We start from the raw sequence: 17,002 nt of genomic DNA, 5'->3' as shown, positions 1-17,002 counted from the left end.
TCCTTGTCCAGTCCTTATGATCGACCGTGCGCCGCGGCTCGCAAAGGTGTAAACCTATGCTTTCGGCAAGGTGCCCCGCCGCGGACGCAGGGGCATTCTGAAATCAAGCCTGTCCAGGAGCGGATGCAAGCGATGACCGTCGAAACCTTCATGGGTCGCAAGCGCGACGAATATGATCCCCCCGTGCGTGGCGATCGCATTTCGGGCGAACGCTATTATTCCAAGGAATGGATGCAGGCCGAGTGGGATCATCTCTGGCAGAAGATCTGGCACGTCGGCGGCATGCTGAACGATCTGCAGGAACCGGGCGACTATGTCGTCCACAACTTCATGCGCGAATCCGTGGTGATGATCCGCCAGGACGACGGCTCGGTGAAGGCGTTCTTCAACGCTTGCCTCCACCGCGGCAACCGGCTGGTCTGGTCCGAAGTCGGCGGCGCGGATGCGATCACCTGTTCCTACCATGGCTGGAAATGGGGCAAGGACGGCGTTTTGCTGCACGCCCAGGATGTCGAGGATTTCCCCGGCGGCAACCCTTGCGGCAAGGCCAAGCTTGTCGAGATCGCCTGCGACACCTGGGGCGGCTTCGTCTGGTACAATATGGATCGGAACGCGAAGCCGCTGCGTGAATGGCTCGATCCGCTGCCCGAGCAGCTGGCCGGGTACGGCATGGAAAAGATGCGCCGCGTGCTGCACGTCAGCTGCGTCGTGCCGTGCAACTGGAAGATCATCCGCGACAATTTCAACGAGAGCTACCATCTGCCCACGCTCCACCCGGAGCTGGCCGATTTCATCGATGATGATTATCTCGACACCAGTTTCGAGATGTATCCGAGCGGGCACAACCGCATGGTGCAGAAGGGCTGCCAGCCCTCGGGTCGCCTCGATCTGCCGGACGCGGTCGAGCCGATCCTGGCCGATCTGCTGAAGGAATGGGATCTCGAGCCCACCCAGTTCGAAGGCCGAGCCCGCGAAGCGCGGCTGGCGGTGCAAAAGGCCAAGCGCGAACTGGGCAAGGTCCGCGGCTTCAAGCATCACGATACGATGACGGACAGCCAGCTGACCGACTATTATCACTATACGCTGTGGCCGAACCTGACCATCACGATGAGCCCGGACGGCTTCCAGATCCTGCGTTCGGAACCGCACCCGACCGATCCCGAAAGCTGCATCTTCGAGCATTGGTACATCATGCCGCCGGTCGAAGGGCGCAACGAGGTCGTTACCCCGGTCGGCATCGTTCCGTATGACGATGCCGAGAAGGAAGTCGTGATCTACGGCGAGAAGACGCTGGGCTATGTCGCCGATCAGGACATGTCGATCGCGGTCGGCCAGCAGCAGGGCCTCCACTCGCTGGGCTATACGGGCGGCTTGCTCACGGGCCAGGAAAAACGCATCCAGCGCTTCCACGAACTGCTGAACGATGCGTTGGGGGTTGCCGCGAATGGCTGATGCCGAAAAGAAGCGTCCTGGTTCCGACCGGATCGATTGCGTACTGATCGCGGGCGGAAAGTATCACGACATCGATTTCGCCCGGCTCGAACTGCTGAAGCTGTTCGGCGAGGATGAACGCATCCGCACCCGCGTGTTCGAGGATTACGAGAATCTGGATGCGCTGCGCGGTGCCGACATGATCGTCACCTACACCTGCGATGTCGTCCCCTCGCAGGCCGCCCAGGAAGTGCTGCGCGACTGGCTGGTCGCGGGCGGGCGCTGGTATGCGCTGCACGGCACCAGCTCGATCCTGCGGCTGCTCGACAACGGTCTGTGGGATGCGCCGCGCGAAGCGCCGCTGTTCATGGATCTGCTCGGCAACCAGTTCGTCAGCCATCCGCCGATCGAACCCTATCAGGTACGTGTCGCCGATCCCACCCACCCGCTGGTGGAAGGGGTGGAGCCGTTCGAGACGACCGACGAGCTCTACCATCTCGAGCGTCACGGCGATCTGCACGTGCTGCTCGATACCGAATGTTCCGAACCCGGCACCGGCTTCGTCGAGGCGGCGGATGCGCCCGGTAACCATCCCGTGCTGTACATCAAGAAGCATGGCGAAGGCGGGGTCCTGTATCTCACGCTCGGCCACTGCCGCGGCCATTATGATCTCCAGCCGCTGGCGCAATGGTGGCCGACGGTGGATCGGTGCGCCTGGGATCTGCCGGTCTTCTACACCCTGCTGCGCCGCGGGCTCGATTGGGTGAAGCCCGACCGCGGCTGAGCCATCTGCGGTGCGGACCGCCCGTCGCCGATCGGCGGGCCCGTCCCCGCGCCGTCAGTAATTTGGCAACTTCTTTCCTTAGAAGATAACAAGCTTTCTTGATTGGCAGTTAACTACTGCCGGGCGCAAATATTACAGATTTCACGATTAATTCGATCCCGAAGAGATTTTATCGGGACGATCCTCATGGCCGGTGCGACTAGTTTTCGCGGCTTCTGCGCCAATCTAAGGCGAAGCCGCAGCGGCAATGTCCTCGCGCTTGGAGCGATGGCGATCATTCCGCTGACCGGCATGCTCGGCGGCGCGCTGGACATGAGCCGGATCTACCTTGCAAAGTCGCGGTTGCAGCAGGCATGTGATGCGGCGGCGCTGGCGGGCCGGCGTTCGATGCCGGCGGCAACCTGGACTTCGGCATCCGAGGCGACCGCGCGCACCTTCTTCGACGCGACCTTCGCAGATGGCCGCTATGGCAGCACCAACCGTCACGTCGGCTTCCAGGTCGGCACCGACATGGTCGTGCATACCAGCGCCAGCGTGGCGCTGCCGACCGTCGTGATGCACATTTTCGGCAAGGATCATGTCAATCTGGCGGTGGAATGCAGCGCCGAGCTGCAGCTGCCCAACAGCGACGTGATGTTCGTGCTCGATACCACCTTGTCGATGACCGAGACGAACCCCGGCGACACCGTCAACCGGCTGGAGGCGCTGCGCACCGCGGTCAAGAATTTCCACACGTCGCTGGAGAATGCGAAGGCCGCCGGCACGCAGGTCCGCTACGGCTTCGTGCCCTATTCCTCCACCGTCAATGTCGGGCTGCTTCTGAAGCCGTCCTGGATCGTCGACAATGCGACCTATCAGTCGCGCGTGAAAGACACTGTCGAAGAGGTGCCGGGCGCCAAGGAATCCGACACCATCACGACTGATTCGAACTATTCCGCCTGGTCGGGCACCAAGGTGACGACCACCTCCACCGGCTCGCCCGAGAATTGCGTTGCGCCCGCCAACGAGAGCTACAGCGACACCACCACCTTCGTCTGGGATCCGAACGCCACCGCGGTGCCGCGCACCGGCCAGGCCACGCGTGTCGTGAAGGGAACCAGCTATTCGGCGTCGCTGAACTCGTCCGGCGTCTGCACGATCACGAAGAATGTCTATACCAATTACACGCAGACCTACACCCGAACGGTGACCGCGAACCCGAAGGCCGGCCAGACCAAGGCATCGACCTATACCTATTGGTGGAACTACAAGCCGGTCAGCTACGATGTCACCGCGCTGAAAGGTTCCGGCGCCACCGCGTCGGGCGGCACATTCACTGCGCTTGTGGAGAATAATCACGCGTCGCGCACGATCAACTGGGGCAACGCCACCCGCGGTGCCTGCATCGAAGAACGCCAGACGCGCCGCCCCTCCGATCCGCTGACCGTCAACGACTATGCGATGGACGTTGACAAGGTGCCCGATAGCGATGCATCGCGCTGGCGGCCGTTCCTGCCCGAGCTTGTCTATGGCCGGTCGAACACCAGCTACACGGCGACCGCCAACTGGGGCACGCCGGTCGCCACAGACGTGAAGCGCGCCAGCGGCAATTATCTGACACCGAAGGATTCGCCGCTGGAACGCGGCGCCTGCCCCACCGCCGCGCGCAAGCTGGCCGAGGCCAATGCCACGACGGTGAACAACTATGTGACGTCGCTGAAAGCGGCCGGCTTCACCTATCACGATATCGGCTTCATGTGGGGTCTGCGACTGATGTCGCCGCAAGGGCTGTTCGCGGCGGAGAACCAGGCGACCAGCAATGGCGGCGCGATCGCGCGGCACCTGATCTTCATGACCGATGGCGCGACCGAGACCAAGTTCGCCAATTACGAAGCGTTCGGCTTCTCCGCGATCGACCGGCGGCGCACCGCCGCCAACGCAGTGCCCACCGATGCAGGCCAGAACGCGATCGTCGAGGATCGTCTCGCGCGGCTCTGCACGATCGCCAAGGATCAGAAGAACATCACCGTATGGGTGATCGCGTTCGGCACCTCGCTGACACGGCTGCTCACCGACTGTGCATCGCCCAACCGCGCGTTCGAGGCGAAGAACGCGGCCGAGCTCAATGCGCGCTTCTCCGAGATCGCCGCACAGATCTCGCAGCTTCGGTTGACGCGCTGATGGCACATCGTCTCCGCCAGCTCGCCCGGGATACGCGCGGGATAACGATCGTCGAATTCGCACTGGTCGCGCCGGTGCTGCTGATGACCGTGCTCGGCTCGCTCGAACTGGGCCACACAATGTATGCGCAGACCGTGCTCGACGGCCAGCTGCAGAAGGCCGCGCGCGACATGGCGCTCGAGGGCAGCGCCAGCGCGACCCGGCGCGCGGTGGTGGAGGGCGAAGTCCGCCGGCGCATCCGGCAGATCTCGCATGAAGCGCGGATAGATTTCACCCAGACCGCATTCTACAATTACACTAAGGCCCGGAACCGCGCCGAGGAAATGGTGCGGGATGCCAACGCCGATGGCGTGTGCCAGGCCGGCGACACCTTCGTCGACTATAACCGCAACGGCATCCGCGATACCGACACCGGCGTGCGCGGCCGCGGCGGCGCGAAGGACGTGGTCCTGTACGAAGCGCGTGTCGCCTATCCACGGCTCGGACTGGGCCGCATGTTCGGCTATTCCGACACCGTCACGCTCCACGCCAAGACGCTGCTGCGCAATCAGCCGTCGGAACTGCAGGCCGAACCGCTGAACGGAACCTGTGCATGATCGCCGCCTACCGCCGGCTCGGACGTCGCTTGCGCGGGGACACACGTGGCCTGGCGATGATCGAGTTCGCGATGATCCTGCCGGTGTTGCTGATCCTGATCATGTACATGCTGGAACTGGCCAATTATGCGCTGGTACGCCAGCAGGTCAGCCAGCTCGCGTTGCTGGTCGTCGACAACGGATCCCGGATCGGCGCACAGAGCGTGGCGCGCAACAAACCGATCACCGAAGGCGATATAAATGACGTGCTCACCGGCGCCGCATTGCAGGCGGGCGGGCTCGATATCGGTCGTCGCGGCCGGATCATTTTGACCAGCCTTGAGGTGAATGCCGCCAAGACCGGACAGTGGCTGCACTGGCAGCGATGCACCGGCGCGCTCGCACATCCGTCCAGCTATGGCAGTCAAGGCGATGGCGCCACCGGATCGAGCGTGACCGGCATGGGCCCGCCCAACGGGCGAGTCGCCGCGATCACTGGCGTGCCGGCCATGTTCGTGGAGATCGGCTACCGCTATCGTCCCCTGATCTCAGCGGCCTGGGCGCCGTCGTCTGATATCGTCGAGACCGCAGCGATGCTGGTGCGCGATGATCGTGATACTTCGCAGGTCTATCCGAGTATCGGGGAGACTGCGTCGACCTGCACCTGATCCGCGCCGGTCGTCGGCACAAGGCGCTTGCCAATACCCCAACAAAAGGATAGGTTTTTCGTCCGAGAGGAAGCTCGACAGCTGATCCATATAAGGGACGGGGCGGGTGCTGAAAGTTGAGAACATCGATCGCGTGCGCATCACCGATGCGGCCAGTGTGCGGCGCGCGGCAGAAGCGTTTCGCGACATCGTTGCCGAACTGGGCGATTTCAGGATCGCCGCCTGTCGCAATATCGCGATGAAGGATCCCATGGTCGATGCCGATGGCGCGATCCTGGCCCGCGACGTCTTCGGATGGACCGACGACGAGGATGATCGCTGGTGGCACAGCCCGCGGATCGCGCTTGATTCGCCGCTGACTGGGGCGTGCCGCTATACCAGCGAGCCTTTCTGGGCGAACGCGCTGGGCATCTTCAGCAAGCAGACCAATGCCTTCCTGCAAAAGATCGAGCTTCATAATTTCGAGACGCGCGCGCTGACGAAGGCGGCGATCGTCGTGCCGGTGCATCTGCCGTTCGGCCAGGTCGGCGCGGTCAGCTTCACGTTGCGCGATCGCAGCCGCGATGATCTGTCGGCTGAATTCGATGCGCTTGGCGACGAGCTTGGCGTCTACGCGCGCACCTTCATTGCCAGCTACGTGCCGGTGATGTGCAAGGCGCAGCGCTTGCCGGCCGGTTCGCGCCTGTCCAAGCGCGAGGTCGAATGCCTGCGCTGGGCCGCGATCGGCAAGACCGATCACGAGATCAGCACGATCATCGAACGCAGTCGCGCCACCGTGCGCTTCCACATCCACAACGCGTCGATCAAGCTGGACGCCGTCAACCGCAGCCAGACCGTCTTCAAGGCGGCGCAGCTCGGCTATATCGGGCTGAACAGCTAGGCCGACGCCGCGGAGGATTTTCGCGTAAGGTTGATACGCGTCCGGTGGCCAGAATCTGCTGTCCTACAGCGTACCAGATAGGCTAAGAAGGACGTGGCTCCTTCTCAGTCCTGACCGACGCTCGATAACGTCGCCGCAGGACATCTGGTACTTTCTCACCGTAACAGACGGTACCGCCGGCCGGGCGACGCCTGTCATCGGAGTCGCGAAACCCCGTCACAATCGCTGCTTTCGCTGGTTTTGATCCGCAAAAGGCGGCTATTGCCCGTCTACGGCGCGGCGGCGTTCCTCGACGAAATCAACGATCGCGCGGCCGCTGGCGTTCAGCAACGGATAAGTCCGAGATTGGCGCAGCCAGTCGGGCCGTTGCGAATCGGCGCCCCACAGCGTGTCGATCGCCAGTGTCGCCAGCAGATAGGCCAGCGTCGCGATCAACAGGCCCTTAAGTAGACCAAACCCCAGCCCCAGCAGGCGATCGACCGGACCCAGCACCGACTGGCGGGTGCGCCGCCCCAACTGACCTGCGATCAGCTTGCCCGCAACATAGACGAAGCCGAACAGCAGCACGAACGCGAGCACCGCAGCCCCGGATCGCGTGCCGACGACCGCTTCGAGCAGATCGGTTGCCGGCCCATGGAACAGCTTGAGCGCGATGATCGCCGCCACCCAGGCGAAGATCGATAGGATCTCGGTCACGAAGCCGCGCACCACGCCGAGCGCGCCGCCACCCAGCACCAGGATCAGCACGGCGATGTCGAGAGCAGTCAATCCCATGGCCGGCTGCTATCCGCGCCCCAGCACATGGTCAACGAGCGCGCCGAGCGTCGCGAACCCGCTAAGCTGCATTCCGCCCCGTTGCTCGCTGATCCCGGCCGGTGCCATCGCCCGCTCGAAGCCCAGCTTGGCGGCCTCCTTCAGCCTGAGCCCGGCATGCGCGACCGGCCGGATCTCGCCCGACAGCGCCACTTCGCCGAACGCGATCAGATCCGATGGCACCGGCCGTTCGGCCAGAGCCGAGATCAGCGCGACCGCGACTGCCAGATCGGCTGCGGGATCGATCACGCGGTAACCGCCGGCGATGTTCAGATAGACTTCCGCCGTTGAGAAGCTGAGCCCGCAGCGTGCCTCCAGCACCGCCAGGATCATCGCAAGCCGGCCCGAATCCCAACCGACCACAGCGCGGCGCGGGGTGGCCCCGCTCGCCAGCCGCACCGTCAGCGCCTGGATCTCGACCAGCACCGGCCGCGTCCCCTCCATCGCCGGGAACACGCTTGCCCCGCTCACGTCCGCACCGCGCTGAGTCAGGAACAGCGCGGACGGATTGCCGACCTCGTCCAACCCCTGCTCGGCCATCGCGAACACGCCGATCTCCTCGGTACCGCCAAAGCGGTTCTTCGCGGCGCGCAGGATGCGATACTGATGGCTACGCTCGCCTTCGAACGACAGCACCGTATCGACCATATGTTCCAACACGCGCGGGCCAGCGATCGATCCATCCTTGGTGACATGGCCGACCAGCACCAGCGCGGTGCCATGATCCTTGGCATAGCGGATCAGTTCATGGGCCGACGCGCGGACCTGGCTGACCGTGCCGGGCGCGCCTTCGATCAGATCCGAATGCATGGTCTGGATCGAATCAATGACCAGCAGCGCAGGTGGCGGCCCCTGCTCCATCGTCGTCAGGATATCGCGCACCGACGTGGCTGCGGCCAACCCGACCGGGGCATTGCCCAGCCCCAGGCGCCGCGCGCGCAACCGCACCTGATCGGCCGCTTCCTCGCCCGAGACATAGGCGACGCTGCGCCCGGCCAGCGCCAGCTTCGCCGCGGCCTGCAGCAGCAGCGTTGACTTGCCGATGCCGGGATCGCCGCCGATCAGCGTGGCCGAACCCGCCACCAGCCCGCCGCCCAGCGCTCGGTCCAGCTCGGCGATGCCGGTCTTCATCCGATCGGGTAGCGGGATATCTGAATCGAGGCCGAGCAGCGCGAACGCCCGCCCGCCCGAGCGAAGGTCGTGCTTCGCGCGGAACGGCGTCACTGCCCCGCCCGCATCCTCGACCAGCGAATTCCAGTCCCCGCAGTCGACGCACTGCCCCTGCCACTTCGGGCTCACCGATCCGCAGGCCTGGCAGACATAGCGCTTGAGAGGCTTGGCCATCATGGCTCCAACGGCTGAACGAAGCGGGAACATAGCGGGCGGCGACGTATGACGCCAGAGAGCAAGGTGGACATCGTTTTTCGGCCGGGAGGAATGATTGCCCGCCGCCCTTCCCTTCGCAGGCGCAATCGTCTTAACAGGCCGGCATGACCGAACCCGTGATCCGCCCAGATGTCCGCGCCTTTCTCGACTATCTGAAGGGGCTCGATGCGCCGCCGCTGCATACGCTCGATCCGCCTACGGTGCGCGCCAACAACCGCGCCGCGCGCCAGCTGACCGAGGTTCCAGTTGGCGAGATCGCGCTGATGCGCGATCTGTCGATGCCGGGACCGGAAGGCGGCAAGATCGGGCTCAGGCTGTTCGATGCCAACCCCGATCGTCCGCCTGGCCCGGTGGTCGTCTATTATCATGGCGGCGGCTTCGTGATCGGCGATCTCGATACCGTCGGCCCATTGTGCGCGGAGATTTCGCGCACGCTCGATCTGCCCGTCGTCTCAGTCGATTACCGGATGGGGCCGGAACATCGCTTTCCCTGCGCGCAGATCGATGCCGAGGCCGCTGCCCGCTGGGTTGCCAGCGCGCCGGATGCGCTGGGCCTGAAGCCGACGTCGCTTGTGCTGGCCGGCGACAGTGCAGGCGGGCTGCTGACGATCACGAGCGCTCTGGCACTGCGCGACGATCCGGCGGCGGTGCCGGTGATCGCACAATGGCCGATTTATCCCACGGTCGGCCCGGCCCGCGACTATGCGTCGTTCGACGCATTCGGCGAAGGCTATTTCCTGACCAAGCCGATGATGGCCTGGTTCGACGGCCATTACCCGACTGATCCGAAGGATTGGCGCGCCAGCCCGATTTTGGCCGACCAGAGCGGCATGCCGGCCACGCTGGTGCTGACGGCGAGCCTGGATCCGCTGCTGGATCAGGGCCGCGCCTATGCCGCGAAGACGATCGCGGCGGGCGTGCCCACCGTCTATCGCGAGGCGATCGGGACGATCCACGCCTTCGCGACCTTGCGCCAGGCCATGCCGTCCGGCCGCGCCGATATCGCCGCCAGCCTGGCCGTGCTGAAGACGATGATCGTCGAGGCGGAGGCGAACCGGGTGATGGCGCAGGCGGCCGGCCAATGACCGATCACCTGCCCTATCGGCCCGCAGCCGCGATCATGCTGCTGAATGCAGAGGGCAAGGTGTTCGTGGGGCAACGGCTCGATAATGCGCTGGATGCCTGGCAGATGCCGCAGGGCGGGATCGACGACGGCGAGGATGCCGAGACGGCGGCCTATCGCGAGCTCGAGGAAGAGACCGGTATTCCCCGGCGGCTGGTCGATATCGTCGCGAAGGCGCCCGAGCCGCTGCTCTACGAGCTGCCGGCCGATCTGCAGACGAAAGTCTGGAAGGGGCGCTATCGCGGCCAGAGCCAGCGCTGGTTCCTGATGCGCTTCCTGGGGACCGACGCGGATGTGAACATCCAGACGCCCCATCCCGAATTTCGCGCCTGGAAATGGGCCGAGCCGGGCGATCTCGTCGATATGATCGTGCCGTTCAAGCGGCAGCTCTACGCCGATGTGCTAGAAGCATTCCGCGCCCATCTCTGAAGACGGCACGGAGTTAGCCGATCCCATGCTTGCGATCCTGATCGCCGCGCAGGCGGCCACGATGCCGATTCCGCCCGCCCCGCCCATGATGGCCGCGCCCACGACAGTCGTGATCTTCGCTGCGCCCCCACCCTCGCCGCTGCCGATCCTAGCGCCCGATCGGCTGCCGGATGCGCCACCGGAACTGCCCGATACGGTGCGCGCGGTGATCGATGCGGCGATCGATTCGGGTGATACCCAGGCGGTCGCGGCGGTCGTGAAGTTCGCCAAGGCGACCAATCCGGAAACCGCCCCCAAGATCGAGGAGATCCACACCGCCTATCTGGCGCGGGTTGCCGAGCGAGCGGCACGGATCGAGCGCGAGCGAATCGCGGCGCTGCGCGCATCGGGCCCGCTCGACTATTTCAAGGGCTCGGTCGAGCTCGGCGCGACGCGTTCGACCGGCAATACCGATGCGCTCGGCCTGTACGGCGCGGTGTCCCTGGAACGCGAGGGGATCGACTGGCGCCACAAGCTGGTCGGCCGTGCGGAGGTGCAGCGCAACTTCGGCGTCACGACCGCGGAGCGGGTGAATGCCAGCTACCAGCCGAACTATAAGGTCGACGACCGCCTCTATGCCTACGGCCTGGCCCAATATGAGCGGGATCGCTTCCTGGGCTATGCCAGCCGCTACACCGTGGGCTCGGGAATCGGCTATGCAGTGTTGAAGGGCGACGAGCTCAACCTGTCGATCGAAGGCGGCCCCGCAGTTCGCCACACAGGCTTCATCGCCGCCGAAGACGAAACCCGGTTCGCCGGCCGCGCCTCGTTCGACTTTCGCTGGAAGGTGTCGCCCACGTTGAACCTGACGCAGAACGCGTCGGTCTATCTGGAAGAAGGCGCGAGCAACGCGCTGGCCACGACCGCGCTCGACACACGACTGATCGGCGCGCTGAAAGCCAGGTTGAGCTACAATATCCAGTACCAGCCTGATGCGCCGCTCGGCCGCGACACACTCGATACGCAGAGCCGGGCGACGTTGGTCTACAGCTTCTAGGCGCCGCCATCCGCCGCGGCCTGCTCGATCCGGTCGATGACGCGGTGCAGCCCGACGGCATCGGCGAAGCTTGGTGCGGTCCGCGATCCGGTGCGGATATCCTCGGCGATGCGCGAATAGAGCGCGGCGACGTTGCGGGCGACAGCACCTTCGGGCAGGCCGGCATAGGCGTCGGCAGGTGGCACGAGCGGTTCGAGCTCGGTCGCATCGCCGCGGGCGCCATGCAGCGACAGATCGACGAGCTGGGTATGCCCGTTGGCACCGGTGACACGGATGTCACCCTCCGTCCCGCAGATTTCCCACAGCAGTCCCGTGACAAGCGAGCGGCCGCCGCGATAATGGATGCTGAGCGTCGCGCCGCTTTCCAGCGCGCCCATCACGATCACATCATCGGGCGATGTCGCAGTTAGCCGCTCGCTCGTATCGGTGATCATGATATCGGGCCGGCGCACTGCAAAGCGCGCATCGACCGCACCGACTTCGCCGAGCACATCGCGCACGCCCGCCAGCGTGTGGCCAATCGGAATCGTCAGCATGGTGGCGCCGTTGGACGCGTCGTAAAGATAGGCATAGTCGGACGTCGCCTGCGGCCCCCAGGCGTTTCCGTCCGCCACGATCGTCGTAGAGAGCACATCTCCGACATAGCCATCGGCGATCAGCCGACCGAGATGCAGGATCTCGGGCGCGACCCGCGCCTGGGTGCCGACCGCCGCCACGATCCCGGCATCTTCGGCCAGGCGCGCGAGCGCCTCCGCTTCCGCCAGCCCGTTGCCGAGCGGCCATTCGCAATAGACATGTTTGCCGGCCGCGATCGCCTTGCTGACCAGATCGAAATGATGCGGCACCTTCACGGTTACCACCACCAGATCCACTTCGCTTGATTCGATCAATGCGTCGGCGTCCGCGAAGGCATGGGGCAGCCGGAACGCCTCGGCAGACCGGCGCGCGCTTTCGGCGCTGCTATTGGCGACGCCGACGACATCGAAGCGATCGGACAGCGCACGCAGTGCGGGCATATGCGCTGAGGCCGCCCAGTGCGATTGTGGGTTCAGGCCAATGAAAGCGGTTCGGATGCGATCGGTCATGTCCGGTCCTTCGGATTGCGAGTCGGCGCGAAGCTAGCATCAGCCCGTTGAAACGGGCAGGATGTGGCCGCCATTTGCACGGAAAGCCGAAATGATTGCTGCCGTCCTGCTGCTACTTCAATCTGCCCCCACGCTTTCTGACATTGCACGGATGCCACCCGCAAAAGCCGGCGAAACCGTACTTCGTGATCAGGATCATCAACCAATCGATTCTGTTGAGACGCCGGCGATCGGCGGACTGGAGCCGCCCGGCCTTAGGCGGCTAGAATTCGTCGAGCGCGCTCGGAAAGATGGACCAGGCTGTACCCGGCGACGTTGGCACGCGCGCTTCCAGGCCGATGGACCCGATCGGGCACCGATCCTGTCAGGCATATCGAGCACGAGCGAAATCGCCGCGCTCGTGGCGGAAACCTGCGCCAATTCGGAATATGTGCACCTGAATTCGGGCGTGGAGCCAGCACGTGGCTTCGCAGCGCTCGAACGATTGAGACAGTTGCGGCTAAATGAAAAGACGCCGCGCTTTCACTGCACCGACACAACCAGATCAGGGCTGTGCGCCAGCGACGAGAGCATCATCCGCGAACTGACGCGGCTATCGCCGTGGGCCATTTCGGCCCGCAATGCCGCGACTATGTTGTGGCTCGGCACCAAAGGCCAGGTCGTGACCGAGCTGACATTCGATCCAGCCACACCGGACCGGGTAACGATCGATCGCAGGATCCCGGCACCAGCCTGAGCCGGCAGCGGAGGGCTTAACCCGCCGCTTGTGAGCCGCTAGACCCGGTCGATGGATGAACTGACCCGTGACGACCAGGCGATGCTCGAATGCGCCGCCGCGCAACCGATGCTGGCGCACACCGAGACATGGTCCGCGATCAACAGCGGATCGCGCAACCTGGCAGGGCTCGCCACGATGGCGGGTCTGCTGGCGGATGCGTGCGCGGCGCTGCCTGGCGAAGTCGAACTGCTCGATGCGGCGCCCGTGGATGCGGTGGACGGAGACGGGCGGACCCGCCCGATCGCGCATGGCTGCAATCTGCTGCTCAGCGTGCGACCGCAGGCACCTGTTCAGATTCTGCTGACGGGGCACATGGATACCGTGTTCGCGCCCGATCATCCGTTTCAGGCGCTGCGCTGGATGGATGACGGGACGCTCAACGGACCCGGCGTGGCGGACATGAAGGGCGGTATCGCGGTAGCATTGGCCGCGCTGACCGCAGTCGAGCGCCATCCCGCGGCCGCCCGGCTCGGCTATCAGTTGCTCATCAACAGCGATGAGGAAGTGGGATCGGCGGGATCGGCGCCGCTGATCGCTGCCTGCGCGCAGGGCAAGGCGGCGGCGCTGACCTACGAGCCGGCGGCGCTGCCGGATGGCACGCTGGCCGGTGCGCGGCCCGGCAGCGGCAATTTCTCGATCGTCGTCACCGGACGGGCGGCGCATGCCGGGCGCAACCCGCAGGACGGGCGCAACGCCGTCGTCGCCGCCGCGGATCTTGCGCTGCGCCTGGCAAAGGCCGCCGGGCCGCGATTGTCGGTCAATCCGGCCAGGATCGAAGGCGGCGGGCCGAACAACGTCGTGCCCGACCATGCCGTGCTGCGCGTGAACATGCGGCCGGCGACGCCCGAAGACCAGGCCCGCGCCCGATCCCATCTCGATGCCGCGATCGCGATGGTTGCGGCCGAGCATGATGTCGCGATCCATTGCCATGGCGGCTTCGGGCGGCCGCCGAAGCCGCTGACGCCCGATGCGGAGCGATTGTTCGGGCTGGTGCGGGACTGCGGTGCGGCGCTCGGCCAGGCCATCGACTGGCGGCCATCGGGCGGAGTATGCGACGGCAACAACATCGCCGCCTGCGGGGTGCCCGTAGTCGATACGATGGGGGTTCGCGGCGGCGCGATCCATTCGGGGGAGGAGTATCTGATCGTGGAAAGCCTGGCCGAGCGCGCAATGCTGTCGGCGCTCGTAATCGCCCGTATCGCCGAGCGCGGCCGGCCATGAGCTTCGTGATCCGGGCATCGCGGCCGGACGATCTGGCCGCGCTCTACGAAATGGCAAAGCTCACCGGGGGCGGCTTCACCAACCTGCCGCCCGATCGCGATGCGCTGTCCGCCAAACTCGCCGCATCGGCGGCCGCCTTCGCCAAAGCGGACGATGCGCCGGGCGACGATCTCTATCTGTTGATTCTGGAGGACCGGGCGAGCGGGCAGGTCGCCGGAACGGCGCAGATCTTCAGCAAGGTGGGCCAGAAATGGCCATTCTACAGCTATCGCCAGGGTGTGCTCAGCCAGACGTCGAAGGAACTCGGCCGCACCTTCCGGGCCGAAATGCTGGGGCTGACGACCGATTATGAAGGCTGCTCCGAGGTCGGCGGCCTGTTCCTCCACCCGCGCGAGCGCGCCGGCGGGCTCGGCATGCTGCTTGCGCGCAGCCGCTATCTCTTCATTCGCCAGCATCGCGCCCGCTTCGCCGACAAAGTGATCGCCGAGCTGCGGGGCGTGATCGACGAGGCTGGCGGATCGCCCTTCTGGGATGGGCTGGCCGGCAAGTTCTTCGGCATGGGTTTCCAGGAAGCCGACGAATTCAATGCCAAGCATGGCAACCAGTTCATCGCGGATCTGATGCCGAAGCATCCGATCTACACCGCGATGCTACCCGAGCCTGCCCGAAACGTGATCGGCCTGCCCCACCCTTCCGGTCGCGCAGCCATGCGGATGCTGGAGGAGGAGGGATTCCGCCACGAAGGCTATGTCGACATCTTCGACGGCGGCCCGACGATGGCCGCGAAGGTTGACGAGTTGCGCACCGTCAAGGGCGCGCATGACGGCAAGCTGTCGGCAACCGCCGCAGCGGTGGACGGGCGACGCGTGATCGCAGCGACCGGCCGGCTCGCGAGCTTTCGATCCGCCTATGCCACGATTGCAGATGGCGATGACATGATCATGGATCAGGACGGCGCCGATGCGCTGGGCGTGGTGGCGGGCGCGGAGATCGTTCATGTCGCACGCTGACCGCCGCCTGGTGGAGATTAACTTCGACGGCATCGTCGGGCCGACCCACAATTATGCCGGTTTGAGCCTCGGCAACCTGGCCGCTACCCGCAATGCCGGCGCGGTATCGCGACCGCGGGCGGCCGCGTTGCAAGGCATCGCCAAGATGCGCGCCAATCTCGCGCTCGGGCTCGATCAGGGCATCCTGCTGCCGCATCGTCGGCCGGATCGGGCCTGGCTGCAGTCGCTCGCCACGACGCCCGAGACCGCATCGCACGGTCTGCTCGCCAATGCGCTGTCCGCGTCGCCGATGTGGGCGGCGAACGCCGCGACCGTTTCGCCCGCGCCGGACACCGACGATGGTCGCTGTCATCTGACCGTCGCCAATCTGGTGACGATGCCCCACCGCAGTCATGAATGGCCCGAGACGCTGGACCAGCTGCGGACCGCGTTTGCGGACACGGATGCCTTCGCAGTTCACGGGCCGGTGCCGCCGCCGTTCGGTGATGAGGGCGCAGCCAATCACATGCGGCTCGCGGCTTCGCATGATGCGCCTGGAGTGGAGGTGTTCGTGTATGGCGTCGCTGGGGGCCCTTTCCCTGCCCGCCAGCATGTTGAGGCGAGCCGTGCCGTGGCGCGGGCGCACCGGCTCGATTCCACGCGAACCTTGTTCGCCGAGCAATCGAGCGCAGCAATCGCGGCCGGCGCCTTCCACAATGATGTCGTGGCAGTGGCCAATGGCCGCGTGCTGTTTGCGCACGAGCAGGCGTTTGCCGATCGGCTCAGCTTCCATGCCGATCTGCGCCGCGCCATGCCCGATGTCGAGATCGTCGAGGTGCCGGCAGGCGCGGTCAGCCTTGCCGACGCGATCGCCAGCTATCTTTTCAACGCCCAGCTGGTGACGTTGCCGTCCGGCGAAAGCGCCCTGATCCTGCCCAGCGAAGCGCGCGAAACGCCATCGGTCTGGAATTGGCTGCAGGACATGATCGCCGGCAACGGCCCGATCCGCCGGCTGGACGTCGTCGATGTCCGCGAATCCATGGCCAATGGCGGCGGCCCGGCCTGCCTGCGGCTGCGCGTGGTGGCCGATCCCGCGCGTGTGGATCCCCGCTTCCTGGTGGATGCCGGGAAGCTCGATCGGATCGCGGACGTGATCGCCGGATACTGGCCTGACCGGGTCGAGCTCGACATGCTCGCCGACCCGGGTTTCTGGAGCGAAGCGGAAACGGCTCGCGCCGCACTGCTCGATTGCCTGATGCTGCAGGAATTGCGGTGACCGGCGGTTAACCATTTTCCGGCAGATTGGTCTGGCATTCAGTCAGGGAGCCGGCCGTTGAGCATTTTCTGCAAGCTGGGCAGGCATCGCGCATTGCCCGATCCGGTCTTCAACGCGGGTCATTTCTTCGGCCGCTGCGCAGCTTGCGGGTGCGATCTCATTCGCAGCCACGACAGCGATTGGCATCCGGTGCCGCGTGGCAAGGCGATCGTGTGGAAACCGCGCCAGCCCGGCGACATCAACTGGGCCGAGTTCCGCGATGCACCGCTTTCACCGGCAGCGCGCGCGGCGCTCCGCGCGAAAGGATCGGCCGCGCCCCGCCGCACGCCCATCGAGATCCAGCTCGACTGATCATCCCCTCGCCCGCT

Annotated in this window: 17 protein-coding genes; 14 read left to right on the top strand and 3 right to left on the bottom strand. The window is 65.3% G+C overall.

Features of this window, described 5'->3' with window-relative positions; translation table 11 throughout:
* The first annotated feature begins 132 nt into the window (after positions 1-132).
* The 6 genes from ABC347_RS02595 to ABC347_RS02570 all read left to right on the top strand — a co-directional run bounded on the left by ABC347_RS02595 (position 133) and on the right by ABC347_RS02570 (position 6,498).
* Positions 133-1,452 carry an aromatic ring-hydroxylating oxygenase subunit alpha gene (locus ABC347_RS02595; protein ID WP_413244227.1) on the top strand — a complete coding sequence of 440 codons (1,320 nt, stop codon included), beginning with the start codon at positions 133-135 and terminating at the stop codon, positions 1,450-1,452.
* The gene (locus tag ABC347_RS02590) at positions 1,445-2,215 is read left to right on the top strand and encodes a ThuA domain-containing protein (protein WP_413244226.1); all 771 of its coding nucleotides are present in this window, start codon (positions 1,445-1,447) and stop codon (positions 2,213-2,215) included. Before ABC347_RS02595 ends, ABC347_RS02590 begins: the two co-directional genes overlap by 8 nt.
* Before the next feature lie 186 nt (positions 2,216-2,401).
* Entirely contained in the window at positions 2,402-4,375 is a 1,974-nt protein-coding gene (locus ABC347_RS02585; RefSeq protein ID WP_413244225.1) for a pilus assembly protein TadG-related protein, read from the top strand.
* Positions 4,375-4,971, top strand: a complete 597-nt coding sequence (locus tag ABC347_RS02580; RefSeq protein WP_413244224.1) for a TadE/TadG family type IV pilus assembly protein — start codon at positions 4,375-4,377, stop codon at positions 4,969-4,971. Before ABC347_RS02585 ends, ABC347_RS02580 begins: the two co-directional genes overlap by 1 nt.
* Positions 4,968-5,618 carry a TadE family protein gene (locus ABC347_RS02575; protein ID WP_413244223.1) on the top strand — a complete coding sequence of 217 codons (651 nt, stop codon included), beginning with the start codon at positions 4,968-4,970 and terminating at the stop codon, positions 5,616-5,618. The genes ABC347_RS02580 and ABC347_RS02575 overlap by 4 nt, the downstream gene beginning before the upstream one ends.
* A 106-nt stretch (positions 5,619-5,724) precedes the next feature.
* Positions 5,725-6,498, top strand: coding sequence for a helix-turn-helix transcriptional regulator (locus tag ABC347_RS02570; RefSeq protein WP_413244222.1), 774 nt, complete (start codon positions 5,725-5,727; stop codon positions 6,496-6,498).
* A gap of 258 nt (positions 6,499-6,756) precedes the next feature.
* Here the strand turns inward: ABC347_RS02570 and ABC347_RS02565 are convergent, their stop codons facing one another.
* Together ABC347_RS02565 and radA are read right to left on the bottom strand one after the other, a co-directional pair.
* Complete coding sequence (locus ABC347_RS02565) at positions 6,757-7,272, bottom strand: CvpA family protein (RefSeq protein ID WP_413244221.1); 516 nt, start codon at positions 7,270-7,272, stop codon at positions 6,757-6,759.
* A 9-nt stretch (positions 7,273-7,281) separates the two neighbouring features.
* Positions 7,282-8,655, bottom strand: a complete 1,374-nt coding sequence (gene radA / locus ABC347_RS02560; protein WP_413244220.1) for a DNA repair protein RadA — start codon at positions 8,653-8,655, stop codon at positions 7,282-7,284.
* Between the two features lie 146 nt (positions 8,656-8,801).
* Between radA and ABC347_RS02555 the strand changes: the two genes are divergently transcribed.
* From ABC347_RS02555 to ABC347_RS02545, 3 genes are read left to right on the top strand one after another with little or no spacing between them, the layout of a single operon-like run.
* Positions 8,802-9,782, top strand: coding sequence for an alpha/beta hydrolase (locus ABC347_RS02555; RefSeq protein ID WP_413244219.1), 981 nt, complete (start codon positions 8,802-8,804; stop codon positions 9,780-9,782).
* Positions 9,779-10,249: an RNA pyrophosphohydrolase gene (locus ABC347_RS02550; RefSeq protein WP_413244218.1), complete on the top strand. Its 471-nt coding sequence runs from the start codon at positions 9,779-9,781 to the stop codon at positions 10,247-10,249. Before ABC347_RS02555 ends, ABC347_RS02550 begins: the two co-directional genes overlap by 4 nt.
* 25 nt (positions 10,250-10,274) lie before the next feature.
* Positions 10,275-11,285 (top strand): DUF481 domain-containing protein, encoded by a 1,011-nt coding sequence (locus tag ABC347_RS02545; protein ID WP_413244217.1) that lies wholly within the window; start codon positions 10,275-10,277, stop codon positions 11,283-11,285.
* Here ABC347_RS02545 and ABC347_RS02540 read toward each other — a convergent pair.
* Complete coding sequence (locus ABC347_RS02540) at positions 11,282-12,370, bottom strand: Gfo/Idh/MocA family protein (protein ID WP_413244216.1); 1,089 nt, start codon at positions 12,368-12,370, stop codon at positions 11,282-11,284. The two genes, ABC347_RS02545 and ABC347_RS02540, sit on opposite strands and share 4 nt — an antisense overlap.
* A 91-nt stretch (positions 12,371-12,461) precedes the next feature.
* On the opposite strand from ABC347_RS02540, the gene ABC347_RS02535 reads away from it, so the two are divergent.
* The 5 genes from ABC347_RS02535 to ABC347_RS02515 are packed head-to-tail and all read left to right on the top strand — an operon-like array spanning position 12,462 to position 16,985.
* A complete protein-coding gene (locus tag ABC347_RS02535) occupies positions 12,462-13,106 on the top strand; it encodes a hypothetical protein (RefSeq protein ID WP_413244215.1) in 645 nt (214 codons plus the stop codon).
* A gap of 51 nt (positions 13,107-13,157) precedes the next feature.
* Complete coding sequence (locus ABC347_RS02530; protein WP_413244214.1) at positions 13,158-14,369, top strand: hydrolase; 1,212 nt, start codon at positions 13,158-13,160, stop codon at positions 14,367-14,369.
* On the top strand, positions 14,366-15,379 hold the full coding sequence (locus ABC347_RS02525) for an arginine N-succinyltransferase (RefSeq protein WP_413244213.1): 1,014 nt from the start codon (positions 14,366-14,368) through the stop codon (positions 15,377-15,379). Before ABC347_RS02530 ends, ABC347_RS02525 begins: the two co-directional genes overlap by 4 nt.
* Positions 15,366-16,634, top strand: a complete 1,269-nt coding sequence (locus tag ABC347_RS02520) for an N-succinylarginine dihydrolase (RefSeq protein ID WP_413244212.1) — start codon at positions 15,366-15,368, stop codon at positions 16,632-16,634. The genes ABC347_RS02525 and ABC347_RS02520 overlap by 14 nt, the downstream gene beginning before the upstream one ends.
* Positions 16,635-16,691: 57 nt before the next feature.
* Positions 16,692-16,985 carry a hypothetical protein gene (locus tag ABC347_RS02515; RefSeq protein WP_413244211.1) on the top strand — a complete coding sequence of 98 codons (294 nt, stop codon included), beginning with the start codon at positions 16,692-16,694 and terminating at the stop codon, positions 16,983-16,985.
* Positions 16,986-17,002 lie beyond the last annotated feature (17 nt).

It is taken from the genome of Sphingomonas canaveralia (genome assembly GCF_047238125.1).
Lineage (GTDB): Bacteria > Pseudomonadota > Alphaproteobacteria > Sphingomonadales > Sphingomonadaceae > JBDFMH01.
The sequence above is the reverse complement of the archived record's forward strand: the minus strand, read 5'-3'. Positions and strand labels throughout refer to the sequence as shown.

What these genes read in the sequence shown, in the direction of transcription:
- ABC347_RS02595 (WP_413244227.1), top strand. Translation starts at nt 133, where the DNA reads ATGACCGTCGAAACCTTCATGGGTCGCAAGCGCGACGAATATGATCCC.
- ABC347_RS02590 (WP_413244226.1), top strand. Translation starts at nt 1,445, where the DNA reads ATGGCTGATGCCGAAAAGAAGCGTCCTGGTTCCGACCGGATCGATTGC.
- ABC347_RS02585 (WP_413244225.1), top strand. Translation starts at nt 2,402, where the DNA reads ATGGCCGGTGCGACTAGTTTTCGCGGCTTCTGCGCCAATCTAAGGCGA.
- ABC347_RS02580 (WP_413244224.1), top strand. Translation starts at nt 4,375, where the DNA reads ATGGCACATCGTCTCCGCCAGCTCGCCCGGGATACGCGCGGGATAACG.
- ABC347_RS02575 (WP_413244223.1), top strand. Translation starts at nt 4,968, where the DNA reads ATGATCGCCGCCTACCGCCGGCTCGGACGTCGCTTGCGCGGGGACACA.
- ABC347_RS02565 (WP_413244221.1), bottom strand. Translation starts at nt 7,272, where the DNA reads ATGGGATTGACTGCTCTCGACATCGCCGTGCTGATCCTGGTGCTGGGT.
- radA (WP_413244220.1), bottom strand. Translation starts at nt 8,655, where the DNA reads ATGGCCAAGCCTCTCAAGCGCTATGTCTGCCAGGCCTGCGGATCGGTG.
- ABC347_RS02555 (WP_413244219.1), top strand. Translation starts at nt 8,802, where the DNA reads ATGACCGAACCCGTGATCCGCCCAGATGTCCGCGCCTTTCTCGACTAT.
- ABC347_RS02550 (WP_413244218.1), top strand. Translation starts at nt 9,779, where the DNA reads ATGACCGATCACCTGCCCTATCGGCCCGCAGCCGCGATCATGCTGCTG.
- ABC347_RS02545 (WP_413244217.1), top strand. Translation starts at nt 10,275, where the DNA reads ATGCTTGCGATCCTGATCGCCGCGCAGGCGGCCACGATGCCGATTCCG.
- ABC347_RS02540 (WP_413244216.1), bottom strand. Translation starts at nt 12,370, where the DNA reads ATGACCGATCGCATCCGAACCGCTTTCATTGGCCTGAACCCACAATCG.
- ABC347_RS02535 (WP_413244215.1), top strand. Translation starts at nt 12,462, where the DNA reads ATGATTGCTGCCGTCCTGCTGCTACTTCAATCTGCCCCCACGCTTTCT.
- ABC347_RS02530 (WP_413244214.1), top strand. Translation starts at nt 13,158, where the DNA reads ATGGATGAACTGACCCGTGACGACCAGGCGATGCTCGAATGCGCCGCC.
- ABC347_RS02525 (WP_413244213.1), top strand. Translation starts at nt 14,366, where the DNA reads ATGAGCTTCGTGATCCGGGCATCGCGGCCGGACGATCTGGCCGCGCTC.
- ABC347_RS02520 (WP_413244212.1), top strand. Translation starts at nt 15,366, where the DNA reads ATGTCGCACGCTGACCGCCGCCTGGTGGAGATTAACTTCGACGGCATC.